The 13,933-nt window shown below is 72.5% G+C and carries 14 protein-coding genes; 3 read left to right on the forward strand and 11 right to left on the reverse strand.

Annotated features, from left to right (window positions below; genetic code table 11):
- The first annotated feature begins 112 nt into the window (after window positions 1-112).
- Window positions 113-1,159 carry a helix-turn-helix transcriptional regulator gene (locus tag AB0B66_RS07295; RefSeq protein ID WP_360524287.1) on the forward strand — a complete coding sequence of 349 codons (1,047 nt, stop codon included), beginning with the start codon at window positions 113-115 and terminating at the stop codon, window positions 1,157-1,159.
- Between the two features lie 28 nt (window positions 1,160-1,187).
- Here AB0B66_RS07295 and AB0B66_RS07300 read toward each other — a convergent pair whose 3' ends face one another.
- The 11 genes from AB0B66_RS07300 to sigK all read right to left on the reverse strand — a co-directional run bounded on the left by AB0B66_RS07300 (window position 1,188) and on the right by sigK (window position 11,545).
- Window positions 1,188-3,236 carry an Hsp70 family protein gene (locus tag AB0B66_RS07300; RefSeq protein WP_360524290.1) on the reverse strand — a complete coding sequence of 683 codons (2,049 nt, stop codon included), beginning with the start codon at window positions 3,234-3,236 and terminating at the stop codon, window positions 1,188-1,190.
- 175 nt (window positions 3,237-3,411) lie between these two features.
- Window positions 3,412-4,104 (reverse strand): hypothetical protein, encoded by a 693-nt coding sequence (locus AB0B66_RS07305; protein ID WP_360524293.1) that lies wholly within the window; start codon window positions 4,102-4,104, stop codon window positions 3,412-3,414.
- A gap of 142 nt (window positions 4,105-4,246) precedes the next feature.
- Window positions 4,247-4,768 (reverse strand): DUF2269 family protein, encoded by a 522-nt coding sequence (locus AB0B66_RS07310; RefSeq protein WP_360524296.1) that lies wholly within the window; start codon window positions 4,766-4,768, stop codon window positions 4,247-4,249.
- Entirely contained in the window at window positions 4,765-5,448 is a 684-nt protein-coding gene (locus tag AB0B66_RS07315; RefSeq protein ID WP_360524299.1) for a response regulator transcription factor, read from the reverse strand. Before AB0B66_RS07315 ends, AB0B66_RS07310 begins: the two co-directional genes overlap by 4 nt.
- The gene (locus tag AB0B66_RS07320; RefSeq protein WP_360524302.1) at window positions 5,445-6,557 is read right to left on the reverse strand and encodes a sensor histidine kinase; all 1,113 of its coding nucleotides are present in this window, start codon (window positions 6,555-6,557) and stop codon (window positions 5,445-5,447) included. Before AB0B66_RS07320 ends, AB0B66_RS07315 begins: the two co-directional genes overlap by 4 nt.
- A 91-nt stretch (window positions 6,558-6,648) precedes the next feature.
- On the reverse strand, window positions 6,649-7,299 hold the full coding sequence (locus AB0B66_RS07325) for a hypothetical protein (protein ID WP_360524305.1): 651 nt from the start codon (window positions 7,297-7,299) through the stop codon (window positions 6,649-6,651).
- A 62-nt stretch (window positions 7,300-7,361) separates the two neighbouring features.
- Window positions 7,362-7,772 (reverse strand): ACT domain-containing protein, encoded by a 411-nt coding sequence (locus AB0B66_RS07330; protein ID WP_203693354.1) that lies wholly within the window; start codon window positions 7,770-7,772, stop codon window positions 7,362-7,364.
- A 79-nt stretch (window positions 7,773-7,851) separates the two neighbouring features.
- A complete protein-coding gene (locus AB0B66_RS07335) occupies window positions 7,852-9,351 on the reverse strand; it encodes a molybdopterin-dependent oxidoreductase (RefSeq protein ID WP_360524309.1) in 1,500 nt (499 codons plus the stop codon).
- 89 nt (window positions 9,352-9,440) lie between these two features.
- A complete protein-coding gene (locus AB0B66_RS07340; RefSeq protein WP_360524312.1) occupies window positions 9,441-10,094 on the reverse strand; it encodes a fasciclin domain-containing protein in 654 nt (217 codons plus the stop codon).
- Window positions 10,095-10,193: 99 nt separating this feature from the next.
- Window positions 10,194-10,931, reverse strand: coding sequence for an anti-sigma factor (locus AB0B66_RS07345; protein WP_360524315.1), 738 nt, complete (start codon window positions 10,929-10,931; stop codon window positions 10,194-10,196).
- Window positions 10,928-11,545, reverse strand: coding sequence for an ECF RNA polymerase sigma factor SigK (gene sigK / locus AB0B66_RS07350; RefSeq protein ID WP_360524318.1), 618 nt, complete (start codon window positions 11,543-11,545; stop codon window positions 10,928-10,930). Before sigK ends, AB0B66_RS07345 begins: the two co-directional genes overlap by 4 nt.
- 257 nt (window positions 11,546-11,802) lie before the next feature.
- Between sigK and AB0B66_RS07355 the strand changes: the two genes are divergently transcribed.
- Together AB0B66_RS07355 and AB0B66_RS07360 are read left to right on the forward strand one after the other, a co-directional pair.
- Window positions 11,803-12,363 carry a TetR/AcrR family transcriptional regulator gene (locus AB0B66_RS07355; protein ID WP_360524321.1) on the forward strand — a complete coding sequence of 187 codons (561 nt, stop codon included), beginning with the start codon at window positions 11,803-11,805 and terminating at the stop codon, window positions 12,361-12,363.
- Between the two features lie 28 nt (window positions 12,364-12,391).
- The gene (locus AB0B66_RS07360; protein WP_360524324.1) at window positions 12,392-13,903 is read left to right on the forward strand and encodes an MFS transporter; all 1,512 of its coding nucleotides are present in this window, start codon (window positions 12,392-12,394) and stop codon (window positions 13,901-13,903) included.
- Window positions 13,904-13,933 lie beyond the last annotated feature (30 nt).

A 13,933-nucleotide genomic window follows, 5' to 3' on the forward strand; every position in this document is an offset into this window, starting at 1 on the left:
GATTGCGGAAACATGCAACCCGGCGGAAAGGGGGCTTCCCGGCCGGAATCCGTTGGCTAGATTGCGAGTGGCCGGTCGGCAGGGCCGGTGCGGCGGACTCGGGGAGGTCCTCATGCTTCAGGAGCAGGTTGTGCCCTCACTGATGAAGTGGGGAGTCTCGCCGCAGGCAGACCTCGTCTACCGCACCCTCGTCGCTTTCGGACCCCTGACCGCCGGCGGCATCAGCCGGTCGCTCACGATGCAGATCCGCCAGGTGCGCGGCGCTCTGGAGGAGCTGACCGCACTGGGCGCGGCCGCACCCGGTCCGGCTCCGGTCGCGCGCCGCAGCGACGGGCGGATATGGTCCGGCAGGCCGCCCGCGCACGTCTCCGCGATGCTGCGTGACCGGCACCACCGGAACGCGGTGGCCCGATACCGCTTGAGCCGGCGCATGTCGCGGACCCTGTCCCCGGAGCTGCTCACCGACCACCTGCGTATCCTCGCCAGCGGCGCTCGCCCACTGGCTGCGGGCGGGCAGTCTCAGGCGCGGATGATGGAGATCAACAGGGCGGGATGCCGGGAGTCCATCTCTGTCAGTGGCGACTCGGCCTACAGCACGGCCGCGGTCAAGGCGGCCGCGCCGATCGACCGCGCCATGGCCGAACGCAGGGTCACCATGTTCAGCCTGGGTGTACCGGCCTCCGACGAGCACGAGACGGGCTGGCACGACGTCGAGATGCATTCACTCGGGATGCAGTACCGTGAGCTGCCCGAGCTGCCGGGAAGGTACATCATCTTCGACCGCACCACGGCACTCGTCCGGAAGAAGCCCTTCGACCCCACCCACGGCATGTGGGAGATCAACGATCCCACGCTGGTCGCTGAACTTCTCGCCCTGTTTCTCCAGGACTGGAGCCTCGCGAAGGAACCGCACTGGGAGTGGACGCCGCCGCACGGCCTGAGTTCGCGGGAAGGGGCGGTAGTGGCGCTGCTCGCCACAGGCCTGACCGACGCCGCCGTCGCGGCGCGACTCGATCTCAGCGTCCGCACTATCGCCTACACCATGTCCACGCTCATGGACAGGTACGACGTGATCAACCGATTCCAGCTGGGACTGCGGCTGGGCACCGCGACGGCGCAGCCGGCGGTTCCGCTCGACGTGAGCGAGACACGCCGGTAGAGCCTCTGCCCGACGACCGGCGGCCGGGTCAGACCTGCCAGACGTCGACGCAGGTGGTGTCGGCGGTGGACCAGCGGGCCAGCAGGTGGTGGCCGTCGGCGCTGAACGCGGTGCGCACCGAGCGCGCGGCGGCGATGTCGGCGCGGAACACCTCCTCGTCGGTGCCCGACTCGTGCAGCCACACCGCGTTGCCCGCGGCACCGGCCCGCAGCCGCCCGTCGGGGCTGTCGCACTGCGGCGCGAAGCCGTCGTACGGGCTGTGCTCGGTGTAGCCGTCGTAGCGGCGGTGCAGGTCCTCGCCGACCATCTCCTCGACGACTCGGCCCGTGCCCAGGTCCCACATCGTTGCCACGTCACGCACGTACCGTCCGACGTGGACCTTGCGGTCGGCTTCGGCGATGAGCCGCCACTGGCCCTCGTGCACCAGCACCTTCACCGGCTTGTTGTTCGACGCGGCTTTGAAGCTGCTGGTCAGGTGCCCGCTGGCGACGTCCCAGACGGAGAACTGCCCGTCGGGGTTCCAGGCGACCAGCGCCAGCCGGCCGCCGGGGCCGACGAACACCTTGCCCGTGCCGTCGCCGACGTGCTGCTTCGGGCGCACCTCGTTGACGACCGCGCCGGTGGCGATCGACCGCATCCGCACGTACGCGCCGGAGCGCTCGCACTCCACGAGCAGCTCGTGGTCGGGGGTGAGCAGCCAGTCCCCGGCGACGCGCATCTGGTGCCGCTTGGCGGCCCGGTCACCGCTGATCAGCTTCGCCGAGCGGGCCACGGCCGCGACGGTGTCCGAGGTCAGGAAGTCCCCGGCCGCGACGCGGTGCTCCAGGAGGATGCCTTCGCGCTGCGCGGTCAGGTCGTACACCCGGTCGTCGGCGGTGCGCACCTGGGCCAGCGCCGCGCCGGGGCCGTACTGCTGTCCCGGACCGGCCAGCCAGCGCACCAGCCGGGCCCGGCCGTCGGGCAGGTCCCAGCTCAGCGGCTCCATGCGCCACGACGCGGTGTTGGCCGGCACCCGCCGCGCGACGACCCGCCCGGCCCAGCGCGCCGCGCCGCGGATCACCGCGTACTCCGGCTCGCTCGGCTGGCGCACGGGGCGGCCCAGCTCGGCGTGCAGCACCGCACGGGCCGCGGGCAGCCGTGACGCCCCCCCGACCAGCAGCACACCGCCGACGTCGGCGAGGGTGAACCCGGCGCGGGCGACCACCGCGCGGCAGCTCGCGACGAGCCAGCGCAGCGCCGGTTCGGCCAGCCGGTCCAGGGCGGCCCGGTTCAGCCGGTACGGCGGGGCGTGCGGGGTCATCCGGTCCACGACCTCGTCGGCCTCGGCCAGCCGGTGCTTGACCGAGCGGACGAACTCGCCCGCCGCGAACCGGGCGTGCAGGCCGGTGTCGCCGCCGGACTGCAGCGCCGGGGCGAGCCAGTCGTGCAGCGCCGCCCGCAGGTCGTCGACGAGCAGCCGGTCGAAGTCCTGGCCGCTGCCCGAGGTCTCGTCGGCGAGCACGTCGGGGCGCTCGCCGTGCACCCGGGCCAGCGTCACCGTCCACGACGCGCCCAGGTCGCAGACCAGCACCAGGGCGCCGTCCGGCTGGTCGCCGTGGGTGTAGGGGTCCATGACCGCGGCGGTGGCGTCGGCGACCAGTTCCACGTCCGGGAAACCGGCGTCGCCGGCCAGCGCGATCAGGGCGCTGCGGCGTACGTCGTGCGCGGAGTAGGAGGCGGGCACGGTCAGCGCCAGCCGGTCGACGGTGACGCCGAACCGGCGCTCGGCCTCCTGCCGCACCGTGTGCAGGAAGGCAGCCAGGACCTCCTGACCGGAGGCCTGCCGTTCGCCGAGCCGGACCGGTTCGCCGCTGTCCAGCGACTGCCGCGGCCCGGTGGCGAAGCAGCGGGGCAGCGCCTCGCGCCGGCGCACCGCGGCGGTGCCCACGAGCAGGGTGTCCCCGTCGAGGCAGACGGCCGACGGCCAGCTGAGCGCGCCGGTCACCGGGCAGGGCACGGGATGGACCTGCGCGCCGACGACCAGCGCGGCCGTGGTCTGGTACGTGCCGAAGTCGACAACCAGGAGGTGCTGTGCCATAGCGAGCTCCCGAGTTTTCCTCGAAGCGGCCCGGACTGACGCCGTCGTCTGCCGCGTTGATGGTCGCCGATGCTAGTGACCGCCTGTTGCAGGCGGGTTAACCGTTCGCGTGTAGGCGTTAACTGACCCGGCGTGCCGCCGGTCGAGGCGTCCGCGGGCGGGCGACCGGAGCCGGTCAGGCCACCAGGAATTCGAGCTGTTCGAGGGCCTGACCGAACCAGGCCGCCGCCTCGGGGTCGGTGGTGGCCAGGAACGCCGCCTCCAGCCGGTGCGCGGGAACGCCCGTACGCAGCCAGTCTCCGACCTCGTGGTGATAGCGGTCGTCGCGGGAGAAGGTCCAGCCGAAGGCCTCGATGAACCAGGCCAGGTGCATCGTCGCGGTCTCGCCGGGCTCGCGCGCCCAGACCGTGAGGTAAGGCTCGACGGTGTGCCCGTTCTCGGCGGCGCCCCGGAGCACGGCGTCGACGCTGAGGGCCGAGCCGCGGTCGGTGAGGATCTGCCGGATCAGCGCCGTCAGATATGCCTCGACGGCCGCGAGCTCGTCGGCTCCCCAGACCGACCCGTGGTATCGGACGTTGCTGAGGGTCTTGGTCAGCAGGTGGTCGTCGGGCTGCTCGCCGGTGGCGAACAGCTCCAGGATGCGGGGCAGGAAGTGCCGTAGATCCGCCTCGTCACCCCAGGTGGACAGCAGCTTGAAGGTGAACCGCCGCAGCTCCGCCGCGGTCAGCCGGCGCAGCGGCGTCCGCTGCAGGACCAGGGCCTCCTCGTCGCTCACACAGTGACCGCAGTAGCCGATCCGCTCGGCGCGCGGGTGCCGGGCGAACACGGTGTAGAGATGCTCCACGGCTGCCTGCAGATCGGGGTGCATGCGGCGATGCTAGGCGAACCCGGAGCGCGTCTTCGCGTGCTTTTCCGCGTTCGGGCCGGCTGTTCTGCTGCTCGGCGGCCCGGCGCGATGGGAAGGGCACCTTCTACAACGCGGAGCGTTGTGAAGGTGCCCTTCCTTTCCTTCAGCGGGTTTTGCCCCAGGGTTTGTAGGTGGATAGGACGGTGGCGGCGGTGAGGACGATGACGGAGGCGATGGAGCCGTCGAGGACCTGCTGGGCGGGGTCGGCGAGCAGGCCGGCGCGGGCGGCGTCGACGGCGTCGACGAGGGCGGGGTGGCGGGTGAGCATCGGGACGACGAGCACGGCGATGTTCAGCACGAGTTTGACGGCGACCCACCAGTGCCGCAGCAGGCCCCAGTGGCTGCCCAGGCCGAGGATTACGCCGGTGACCAGGGCGGCCAGGCCCAGCGGCAGCATCGCGGCGGTGTCGAAGGACAGCATCAGGTTGTACGTCGTGGCGCGGGTGGCCGGGTCGTCGGCGGCCTGCGCGGTCAGGGCCATGACGAGCAGCGCGTAGGCGACGCCGAGCCAGCCGACCGAGGTGACGATGTGCGCGGTGAGCAGGAAACGGCGGGCGTTGCGGGGCAGCCGCGGCGGGCCGGGCCGGGTACGCGCGCGACGGGTGGGGGTGTCGAGGGCGGTCATGGGTTGTCTCCTGTCCAGCCGGGCCGGACCAGGCCCGATTCGTACGCCTCGACGACCAGGTGGGCGCGGTCGCGCGCGCCGAGTTTGACCATGGCCCGGCTGACGTGGGTCTTGGCGGTGGCGGGGCTGACGAACAGCCGCTCGCCGATCTCGTCGTTGGACAGCCCGGCGGCGACCAGGGCCATCACCTCGCGTTCGCGGTCGGTGAGCGCATCGAGCGCGGCGAGCCGGGCGGTGTCCTTGGGCCGCCGCGAACGCTGGGCGTACTCGGCGATGAGCCGCCGGGTGACGCCGGGTGACAGCAGCGCGTCGCCGCGGGCGACCACCCGCACGGCCTGGATCAGGTCGGCGGGCTCGGTGTCCTTGACCAGGAAGCCGCTGGCCCCGTCGCGCAGCGCGTCGAACACGTACTCGTCGAGGTCGAACGTGGTCAGGATGACCACCTTCACCTCGGTCAGGGCCGGGTCGGCGGCGATGCGGCGGGTGGCCTCGATGCCGTCCAGGCGCGGCATGCGGATGTCCATGAGCACGACGTCGGGGCGCAGTGCGGCGGTCTGGCGCACCGCGTCCTCGCCGTCGGCGGCCTCGCCCACGACGGTGATGTCGTCCTGCGCGGACAGCAGCGCCCGGAATCCGGCGCGCACCAGTGCCTGGTCGTCCACCAGCAACACGTTGATCATGGGGTTCCTCCGGTGGGCAGGACCGCGCAGACGGTGAAGCCGCCCTCGGGGCGCGGGCCGATCGCGACCGTGCCGCCCAGCGAGGCGACCCGCTCGCGGATGCCGGACAGGCCGTTGCCGTCGGCGTTCTCGCCGCCGCGGCCCCGGTCGGTGACGTCGAGGACCAGTTCGTCGGTGTCGTAGCCGATGCTCACCTGGGCGCTGTCTACGCCGGCGTGGCGGTGCACGTTGGTCAGCGACTCCTGCACGATCCGGTACGCGGCCAGGTCCACGGGCGTGGGCAGCTCCCGCGGCGTGCCGGTGACCCGCACGTCGACCCGCAGCCCGGCCCCGGCGAACCGGGCGACCAGCTCGTCGAGCCGGTCGATGCTCGGCGCGGGGCTGCGCGGGGCCTGCTCGTCGACGGCACGCAGCACGCCGAGGGTGGCGCGCAGTTCGCGCAGGGTGTCCCGGCTGGCCGTCTTGATCGCGGCCAGCGCGGTGCGGGCCTGCTCCGGATCGTCGTCGAGCAGGTGCAGCGCCACCCCGGCCTGCACGTTGATCAGTGAGATGTGGTGCGCGACGACGTCGTGCACCTCGCGGGCCATGCGCAGCCGCTCGTCACCGATGCGGCGGCGGCGCTGCTCGATGATCCGGTCCCGGTTGGCGGCGACGACCTGTGCGATCAGCAGTACGCCGACCAGCACCGCCCCGGCCACCACACCGCGCCACGGCAGCGCGTGGTTCGTCCAGCCGAGGAACACGAACACGAGCCAGCCCGCGGCGGCGGTGCTCCAGGCGGCGACCCGGTGGCCGAGCACCACGGCTCCGACCAGGGTGAACAGGAAAGCGAGGAAGAACGGCCCCGGCGGATAACCGATCGCGACGTACGCGCCGGTCAGCGCGGCCACCGCGGCCAGCGCGGCGACCATGTGCACGCGCCACAGCCACATCGCCGCCGCCGAGCCCACCAGCAGCGCGTACCCGAGCCAGTTCAACGGCCGGAAGTCGACGTCGATCTCCGTAGCCGCCACCCGGCTCGCGAACGTCACCCCGACCACCTGGATGAAGGCGATGAGCAGCGGAAACAGCCACCGTCGGCGGCGCGGGTAGTCGTGATCCCAGGTCATGCCCCCACGCTAGGCCCGCCACCACCTTCCCGTCGTCGCACACCGGGAGTGCTCGGTGCTACTCCGCCGGGAGTAGTAGGGCAGGGCGACGTCAGCGGCGCGGCTGCCCGATCCGGCTGCCACGACCGCGGAACCGTTCGATCGCCGCACCCACCATCATCGCGCCGCCGACCGACGAGAGCGCGACGAACGCGGTACGCGGTGCCCACAGCACCCCGCCTGCCAGGACGGCGATCGCGGCGGCCAGGGTCCCGATCGTGGCAGCCGTTCCGGTCGCCTCGACGGGCGCGGTCGGCGGCGGCGTCACCAGTCCGTTGCGGATCAGGGCGTACGTGCGCAGCCCGTGGACGAGGTCGGCGGGCGCCCGGCCGTGGCGTACAAGGAAGCGCGCGTCCAGCGGTCCGGTGGTGGGGTCGTCCTCGCCCGGCCAGCCGTAGTCCATGGCGCGGAGCAGCTCCGCCCGGCCGACCTGCCGACATCCCGCCGCCTTGGCGGTCTTGCGGCGGCGGGCGAAGGCGTCCAGCTCGGCGAGCCACGCCTCGCGGCTCAGTTCCAAGGTGGCCAACGCGGCGAGCATGGCGCCCGGTTCCCGGAGGTCACCATGGCGATCGGCGAGAAATGCCAGGGTGTGCCCAAAGCCGAGCGGGGCGTAGGCCGTCACGCACCTGCGGAACGCCGCCGCACGTCGCGACGCCGGGAGCGACGCGTCGCGCACCTGCCGGGCCGCCGTGGAAAAACTCACCCGGGGACCTTAGCCGGACCTTCGCAGACCCGGCACGGTATTTGCCGATGGTGCGGTCGCGGTCAGGCGTTGATCGGGCGGGTGGCGGTGGACAGGCCGGCCAGCACGGCCATCGCCTGGTCGGCGTCGGCGCAACCGACGAACAGGTGGTCGTGGAAGTATCCGGCCACCACGTTGCAGCTGATGCCGACGTCGGCCAGGGCGCCGGAGACGGCCGCGGTGAGCCCGACGGCGTCCAGCGCCGAGTGCACCCGCAGCGTGATCCACGCGGCCACGAAGTCGTACGGCAGCCCTGCCGCGTCGGCCTCGGCGCGCATCACGACCAGCGTGGTGCCTTCAGGCTCGGCGACCATGACGACCGGGTGCACGCCCGGCGGCACCGCGCCGGTGACCGTGGTGAAGACGTACTCGTACGGGTGGCGCTGGGGCTGCAGCCCGTGCAGCAGCGCACCGAGGTCGCGTTCTCCGGTCACGCCACACATGATGTCAGCTTCGCGGGTCATCTCGGGGCACCTCACTCCGAGCGGTGATTCGGTCCGGGACCGGGCGGTGTCACGCCACGGTCACCAGGACGCTCTGCCAGCCCGACGCCCCGTCGGGGAACGGATCGGCCCGCTGCTCGGTCTGCAGGGCCCCGGTGCCGTCCACGGCGCGTACCCGCAGCGTGTGGCTGCCGGCGGTGGCGGCGGGCCAGTTCCAGGTCCACTGGACCCAGGTGTCGGTGGACGGCACCGGCAGCAGCGTGGCCTGCTGCCATGGCGCGTCGTCGACCTGGACCTCGACCGCGCTGATGCCGCGGTGCTGCGCCCAGGCGACCCCGGCCACGGGCACCGTGCCCGCCGTGAGCCGGGCGAACGCCTTGGGCCGGTCGATGCGGGAGGCCGTCTTGACCGGGCCCATCGCCGCCCAGCCGCGCTGCACCCAGTACGCGTCGAAGCTGCTGAACGTGGCCAGCTCCAATGAGGTGATCCACTTGGCGGCGCCGACGTAGCCGTACAGGCCGGGGGTGAGCATGCGTACCGGGAAGCCGTGCTCCGCAGGTAGGGGCCGGCCGTTCATGCCCAGCGCCAGCATCGCGTCGCGGCCGTCGAGCACGGTGGCGACGGGAGTGCCGATGGTGACGCCGTCCGCGCCTCGGGCGACGATCTGGTCCGCGCCGGCCTGCACACCCGCGGCCCGCAGCAGCGGCGCGAGCGGCACGCCGAGCCAGCGGGCGTTGCCGACGTACGGCCCGCCGACCTCGTTGGAAACGCAGTTGAGCGTGATGTCGCGTTCGATGAGCTGCTGCTTGAGCAGGTCGTCGAAGGTCAGCTCGGTGGGCCGGTCGACCATGCCGGTGAGCTGCAGGGTCCACTGGCGCGGGTCCACGCGCGGCACGGTCAGCGCGATGTCGACGCGGTAGAAGTCCTGGTTGGGCGTGTAGAAGCCGGGCGTCTTCGCCGGCGGCGGCCCGGGGTCGGCGGGAGCGGGCAGCGTGATCGCCTCGCGGGCCTCGTCGGCGGCCTGCGCCCCGCTGCGCCGGATGATCGCGGCCAGGCCGCCCGCGAGCGCGGTGCCCAGCGCGACCAGGCCGGCCGCGATCAGGAACGTACGCCGCCCGGTGCTCGGTGCCGGGGGCGCGGGCGCGGGGGCGGCTTTCGGGGCCAGCCAGGCCAGCAGTCCGGCGGAGACGGCTCCGGCGAGCAGGGCGGGCAGGGCGTCGATCGGGCGGGCGGTGGGCCGGGTGAGTGCTGCGGCCGCGCCGACCAGGCCGAGGGCGCCGATGGCGAGCAGTGCCGCGGTGCGGTGGTGGACCGCGAGCACGCCGACGGCGGCGGCCAGCGCGGCGAGCACGACCAGGATGGTGCCGATGAGCAGAGGCTTGTCGTACGTGCCGAAGGTCGCGACCGCGTACTCCTTCACCGGCGTCGGCGTCGCGTCGATGACGGTGCCGCCGATGGCGACCAGCGGCGAGGACTCGGGCCGCACCAGCGAGGCGACGAGTTCCCCGGCGGCGACGCCGCCCGCGGCGGCGAGCAGCCCGCTCAGCGCGGGACGGATGAGCTGTCGCATGGCAGTCCTCCTCAGGAAGTCAGGAAGGGCGCCTTCCGTGCGGAAAGCGGTGAGGCTCGTGCCGCCCAGGCGCCCTTCCTGCCCGTCTGTCAGGACGGAGGCATGAGCACGCTGTCGACGAGGTAGACCACGCCGTTGCGGGTCTGGATGTTGCCGCAGACGATCATCGCGGTGTCGTTGACCTTGAACTCGGTGCCGCTGCCGGTGACCGTGATGTCCTGGCCTTCCAGGGTCTTGTGGGTGCCGGCCAGTGCGTTGGGCGCGGTCTTCCCGTCCACGACGTGGTAGGCGAGGATCTTCTTGAGCAGTTCCTTGTCGGCGAGCACCTTGTCCAGATCGGCCTTCGGGATCTTGGCGAAGGCCTCGTTGGTGGGCGCGAAGACGGTGACGGCCTCGGCGTTGTTGAGCGTGTCGGCCAGCTCGCCGGCCTGGATCGCGGCGGCCAGCGTGGACAGCTGCGGGTTCGCCGCCGCCGCGGTGGCCACCGGCTGCTTGGCCATCATCTCCAGGCTGCCCGGGTTGGCCGGGTCCTTGGGAATGGTGGCGCAGGCCGGCCCGAACTCGCCGCCCGCGGCGCCGGGCATGGACGGCAGGGCCGTCGGCACGGTGGTGGGCACGGTGGTCGGCAGTCCGGTCGGCTGCGTGGTGGCCGCCGTGTTCTCGCCCCCGCAGGCGCTGAGCGCCAGCGAGAGCGAGAACGCGGCGACGGCCGCGAGCGCGGTGAGCTTCCTCTTGCCGTACATGACGGTGGTTCCTTTCCTCCGGTGAAAACCTCCACCGGTGATTCGACACTGAACCCGTCATGTTTTGGAGCGATTAGCGCGATTTTTGTCGGTTTTTTTCTATTTCATGGGTATCTCAGCGATGATGGGCAGTGTGGGACTGGTCGAACCACCGGCCGGTTCCACCGTCAGGCCCATCGCGTCGGCGGCGTTGACCCCGCTGACCAGGTGCGTGGCGGTGCCCTGCCCCGCGGCGAGCACCCCGGCCGAGTGCGGCGTCGTGCCCTCCATCAGCCAGAACTGGTACGCCTTCTGCTCCCCGGGCGAGTGTGTCGCCAGCAGGATCACGGCGGCGTCCTGGGCGGCCGAGGCCACCACGGTGACCTTGCCGCCACCGGCGACGTTCGAGGTGCGCACCGTCGCGTCCTGCGCGGTCAGCACCGCCTGCGTGCGGGCCAGCTCCTGCCGCGCCGCCTGCGCCACGGCCCGCTCCTCGCGCAGCCGCTGCTCCTGCACCGCGAACGTCGTTCCGCCGACCAGCGCCGCGACGAGCAGGCACGCCGCCGCCGTCAGCGCCGCCGGATGCCGCCACCAGCGGGCCGGCTCGCGCCTGGTCCGCACCGGCCGGGCCGGTGGGATCTGCCGGGTACGCCGCACCGCGGCCAGCACGTTGTCCCGCATGGCCGGCGGCGGGACCGACCACGCGTCGTCGGCCAACCGCGCCACGGTCTCGTTCAGCTCGGCCACCTCGGCCGCGCACGTCTCGCACCCGCGCAGATGCTGGATGAACGTCTCGCGCTCGGCCTCGTCCAGCGCGTGCAGCACGTACGGACCGGCCAAGGAGTGGATCTCGCTCATGCCGCCACCTCCACGCCGAGGCAGTCGCGCAGCCGGATCAGGCCGTCGCGCATGCGGGTCTTCACGGTGGGCAGGCCCGCGCCCAGCAACTGGGCGACCTGCTGGTAGGTGTAGCCGCCGTAGTAGGCCAGGGTGATCGCCTCGCGCTGCAGGTCGGTCAGCGTCTTGATGCACCGGCGCACCTGCTGGCGCTGCAGCCGGGCGGTGGCCTGCTCGACCACCTCGTCGGCGGGCGTCTGCGTCGCCTCCGGCGCCATCCGCTGCACCCGGTCCAGCGCCGCCTGCTCGGAGCGCACCCGGTCCACGGCCCGGCGGTGGGTGATGGTGAAGACCCAGGCGGTGGCCGAGCCGCGCGCGGGGTCGAACCGGCTCGCGGTGCGCCACACCTCGACCAGGGCCTCCTGCGCGACCTCCTCGGCCTGCGCCGGATCGCGCACGACGCGGCGGGCCAGGCCGTAGACGCGCGGCGCGACCAGCTCGTACAGCCTGGTGAAGGCGGCCTCGTCGCCGCGGGCCACGGCCCGCAGCAGGGTTTCGGCGTCCGCGGGCGCGGCCGGTTCCGGCACGCTGGCCAGCCGGTCGGGCCGTTGGTACGGCTGTTCGTCACCGTTCACAGTTCCGCCCCTCCGGCGTGGATCTGTTCACCCGTCACTTGTGTATCACCGACGATTCGGCGCCGAGGCCCCCGCGGATGGGTCCGATCTCGTCCATCACCTACACCGATCATCTCGCCCCCGCTGTCACCGGCGCGACAGACCGGCTTCGATCGGGTGATCCGTCTCTCAGGGGAGCGCGTCTGAGCAGGTCGGCTGCGTATGGTCAGGAAACGAAACCGTTCCGTTTCGCATCTCCCTCCCCCCCGGAGCCTGTCATGAGCCGTGCCCGCGTGCCCGCCGGAGCGCCCCTGTGCGCCGCCGTGCGCGAGCTGCTGCGCGAGGTCGGCTACGACAAGATGACCATGGACGCGATCGCGGCCCGCGCCCACATGAGCAAGGCGACCCTGTACCGGCACTGGCCCGGCAAGCCCGACCTGGTCGCCCAGGTGCTGCGCCAGCAGCAGACCGAGGACGTTGCCCCGGCCGACACCGGCACCCTGCGCGGCGACCTGATCGAGCTGCTCGCCGCCGCCGCCCGCTGCGTCGTCGACGAGGGCCCGCTGATCCACGCGCTGTCGTTCGCGATGCAGACCGACCCCGAACTCGCCGGCATCGTCCGCGGCCAGGTGTACCCGGAGATCCACCGGCACACCGAGGCGCTGCTGGAACGGGCCGTGCAGCGCGGCGAGATCAAACCGCAGCCCTACGACAGCCTCTTCCCCGACCTCGTCACGGCGCAGCTGATGGCGAGGCACCTCGGACACGGCCGGCCGCTCGACGACGAGTACCTGGCCCGGGTCTGCGACGAGATCCTCCTGCCCGTCCTGGCCCGCTGAAACACCCTCACCACCGAAAGGCACCACGATGACCACCACGGTCTCCCGACCAGAGGCTGCGGAACCCTCCGCCGCCGCCCCGAACCCCCGGCGCTGGCTGGCGCTGACGATCATCGCGATCGCGCAGCTCATGGTGGTGCTCGACGCGACCATCGTGAACATCGCGCTGCCCGCCATGCAGGGCGACCTGGGCATCACCGACGCCGAGCGGCAGTGGGTGCTCACGGCGTACACGCTGACCTTCGGTGGTCTGCTGCTGCTCGGCGGCCGCGTCGCCGACTACTGGGGCCGCAAGCGCACCTTCATCGCCGGTGCGATCGGCTTCGCGGCCGCGTCCGCGCTGGGCGGTCTGGCCTGGGACGGGCTGAGCCTGTTCGCGGCGCGTGGCCTGCAGGGCGCGTTCGGCGCGCTGCTCGCCCCGGCCGGTCTGGCCCTGCTGACGGTGCTGTTCACCGACGCCAAGGAGCGTGCCAAGGCGTTCGCCGTGTACGGCGCCATCGCCGGCGGCGGCGCGGCGGTCGGCCTGCTGCTGGGCGGTGTGCTCACCGAGTACGCCGACTGGCGCTGGTGCCTGCTGGTCAACATCCCGATCGCGGTCATCGCCATCGCGGCGGCGATCCCGTTCGTGCCCGAGAGCAAGGCCGCGGGCAACACCCGCTACGACATCCCCGGCGCGATCGTGGTCACCCTCGGCCTGATCTCCCTGGTGTACGGCCTGACCAAGGCCGCCGAGCCGGAGCACGGCTGGGACTCCCCGGAGGCGCTGGCCTACATGATCGGCGGCGCGGTGCTGCTGGTCGTGTTCGTGGTCATCCAGAAGTTCTCGAAGAACCCGCTGCTGCCGCTGCGCATCCTGCTCGACCGCAACCGCGGCGGCGCCTACCTGTCCAGCACCCTGACCGGTGCCGGCCTGATGGGCGCGTTCTTCTTCCTGACCTTCTACTTCCAGGGCGTGCTCGGCTACACCCCGATCGAGGCCGGTCTGGCCTCGCTGCCGATCTCGGCGGGCGTGTTCATCTCCGCGGGCATCGCCAGCCAGCTGCTGCCCAAGCTCGGCGCGAAGCCGCTGATGATCGCCGGCGCGGTGCTGGCCGCGGGCTCCATGCTGTTCCTCACCCAGATCGGCGTGACCACGTCGTACACCACGCACGTGCTGCCGGGCGCGATCGTGCTCGGCCTGGGCCTGGGCTTCACGTTCGTGCCGCTGTCCAGCCTGGCGCTGGTCGGCGTGCCGCAGCACGACGCCGGTGCGGCCAGCGCGACGCTGAACGCCACCCAGCAGGTGGGCGGCTCGCTGGGTGCGGCGCTGCTGAGCACCTTCGCGCTGAACGCGACCACGGACTACGCGGCCGAGCACCTCAAGCCGGGCATGGACCCGCAGACGGCGGGCTTCGTGCAGGCCGAGGCGGCGGTGCACGGGTTCGCGACGGCGTTCGCGTGGGGCGGCGGGCTGCTGGTCGTGTCCGCGATCGTGATCACCGTACTGATCAAGGTCCGCAAGTCCGACCTCCCGGCGGAGGGCGCGGTCCACGTCGGCTGACGCCACGCGTCCGGCTTGCCATAAACGTTG

Origin of the sequence: Catellatospora sp. NPDC049111 (assembly GCF_040648615.1) — a bacterium.
GTDB lineage: Bacteria > Actinomycetota > Actinomycetes > Mycobacteriales > Micromonosporaceae > Catellatospora > Catellatospora aurea.

Coding starts and splice junctions, on each gene's coding strand:
- AB0B66_RS07295 (WP_360524287.1), top strand. CDS start 113: ATGCTTCAGGAGCAGGTTGTGCCCTCACTGATGAAGTGGGGAGTCTCG.
- AB0B66_RS07300 (WP_360524290.1), bottom strand. CDS start 3,236: ATGGCACAGCACCTCCTGGTTGTCGACTTCGGCACGTACCAGACCACG.
- AB0B66_RS07305 (WP_360524293.1), bottom strand. CDS start 4,104: ATGCACCCCGATCTGCAGGCAGCCGTGGAGCATCTCTACACCGTGTTC.
- AB0B66_RS07310 (WP_360524296.1), bottom strand. CDS start 4,768: ATGACCGCCCTCGACACCCCCACCCGTCGCGCGCGTACCCGGCCCGGC.
- AB0B66_RS07315 (WP_360524299.1), bottom strand. CDS start 5,448: ATGATCAACGTGTTGCTGGTGGACGACCAGGCACTGGTGCGCGCCGGA.
- AB0B66_RS07320 (WP_360524302.1), bottom strand. CDS start 6,557: ATGACCTGGGATCACGACTACCCGCGCCGCCGACGGTGGCTGTTTCCG.
- AB0B66_RS07335 (WP_360524309.1), bottom strand. CDS start 9,351: ATGCGACAGCTCATCCGTCCCGCGCTGAGCGGGCTGCTCGCCGCCGCG.
- AB0B66_RS07340 (WP_360524312.1), bottom strand. CDS start 10,094: ATGTACGGCAAGAGGAAGCTCACCGCGCTCGCGGCCGTCGCCGCGTTC.
- AB0B66_RS07345 (WP_360524315.1), bottom strand. CDS start 10,931: ATGAGCGAGATCCACTCCTTGGCCGGTCCGTACGTGCTGCACGCGCTG.
- AB0B66_RS07355 (WP_360524321.1), top strand. CDS start 11,803: ATGAGCCGTGCCCGCGTGCCCGCCGGAGCGCCCCTGTGCGCCGCCGTG.
- AB0B66_RS07360 (WP_360524324.1), top strand. CDS start 12,392: ATGACCACCACGGTCTCCCGACCAGAGGCTGCGGAACCCTCCGCCGCC.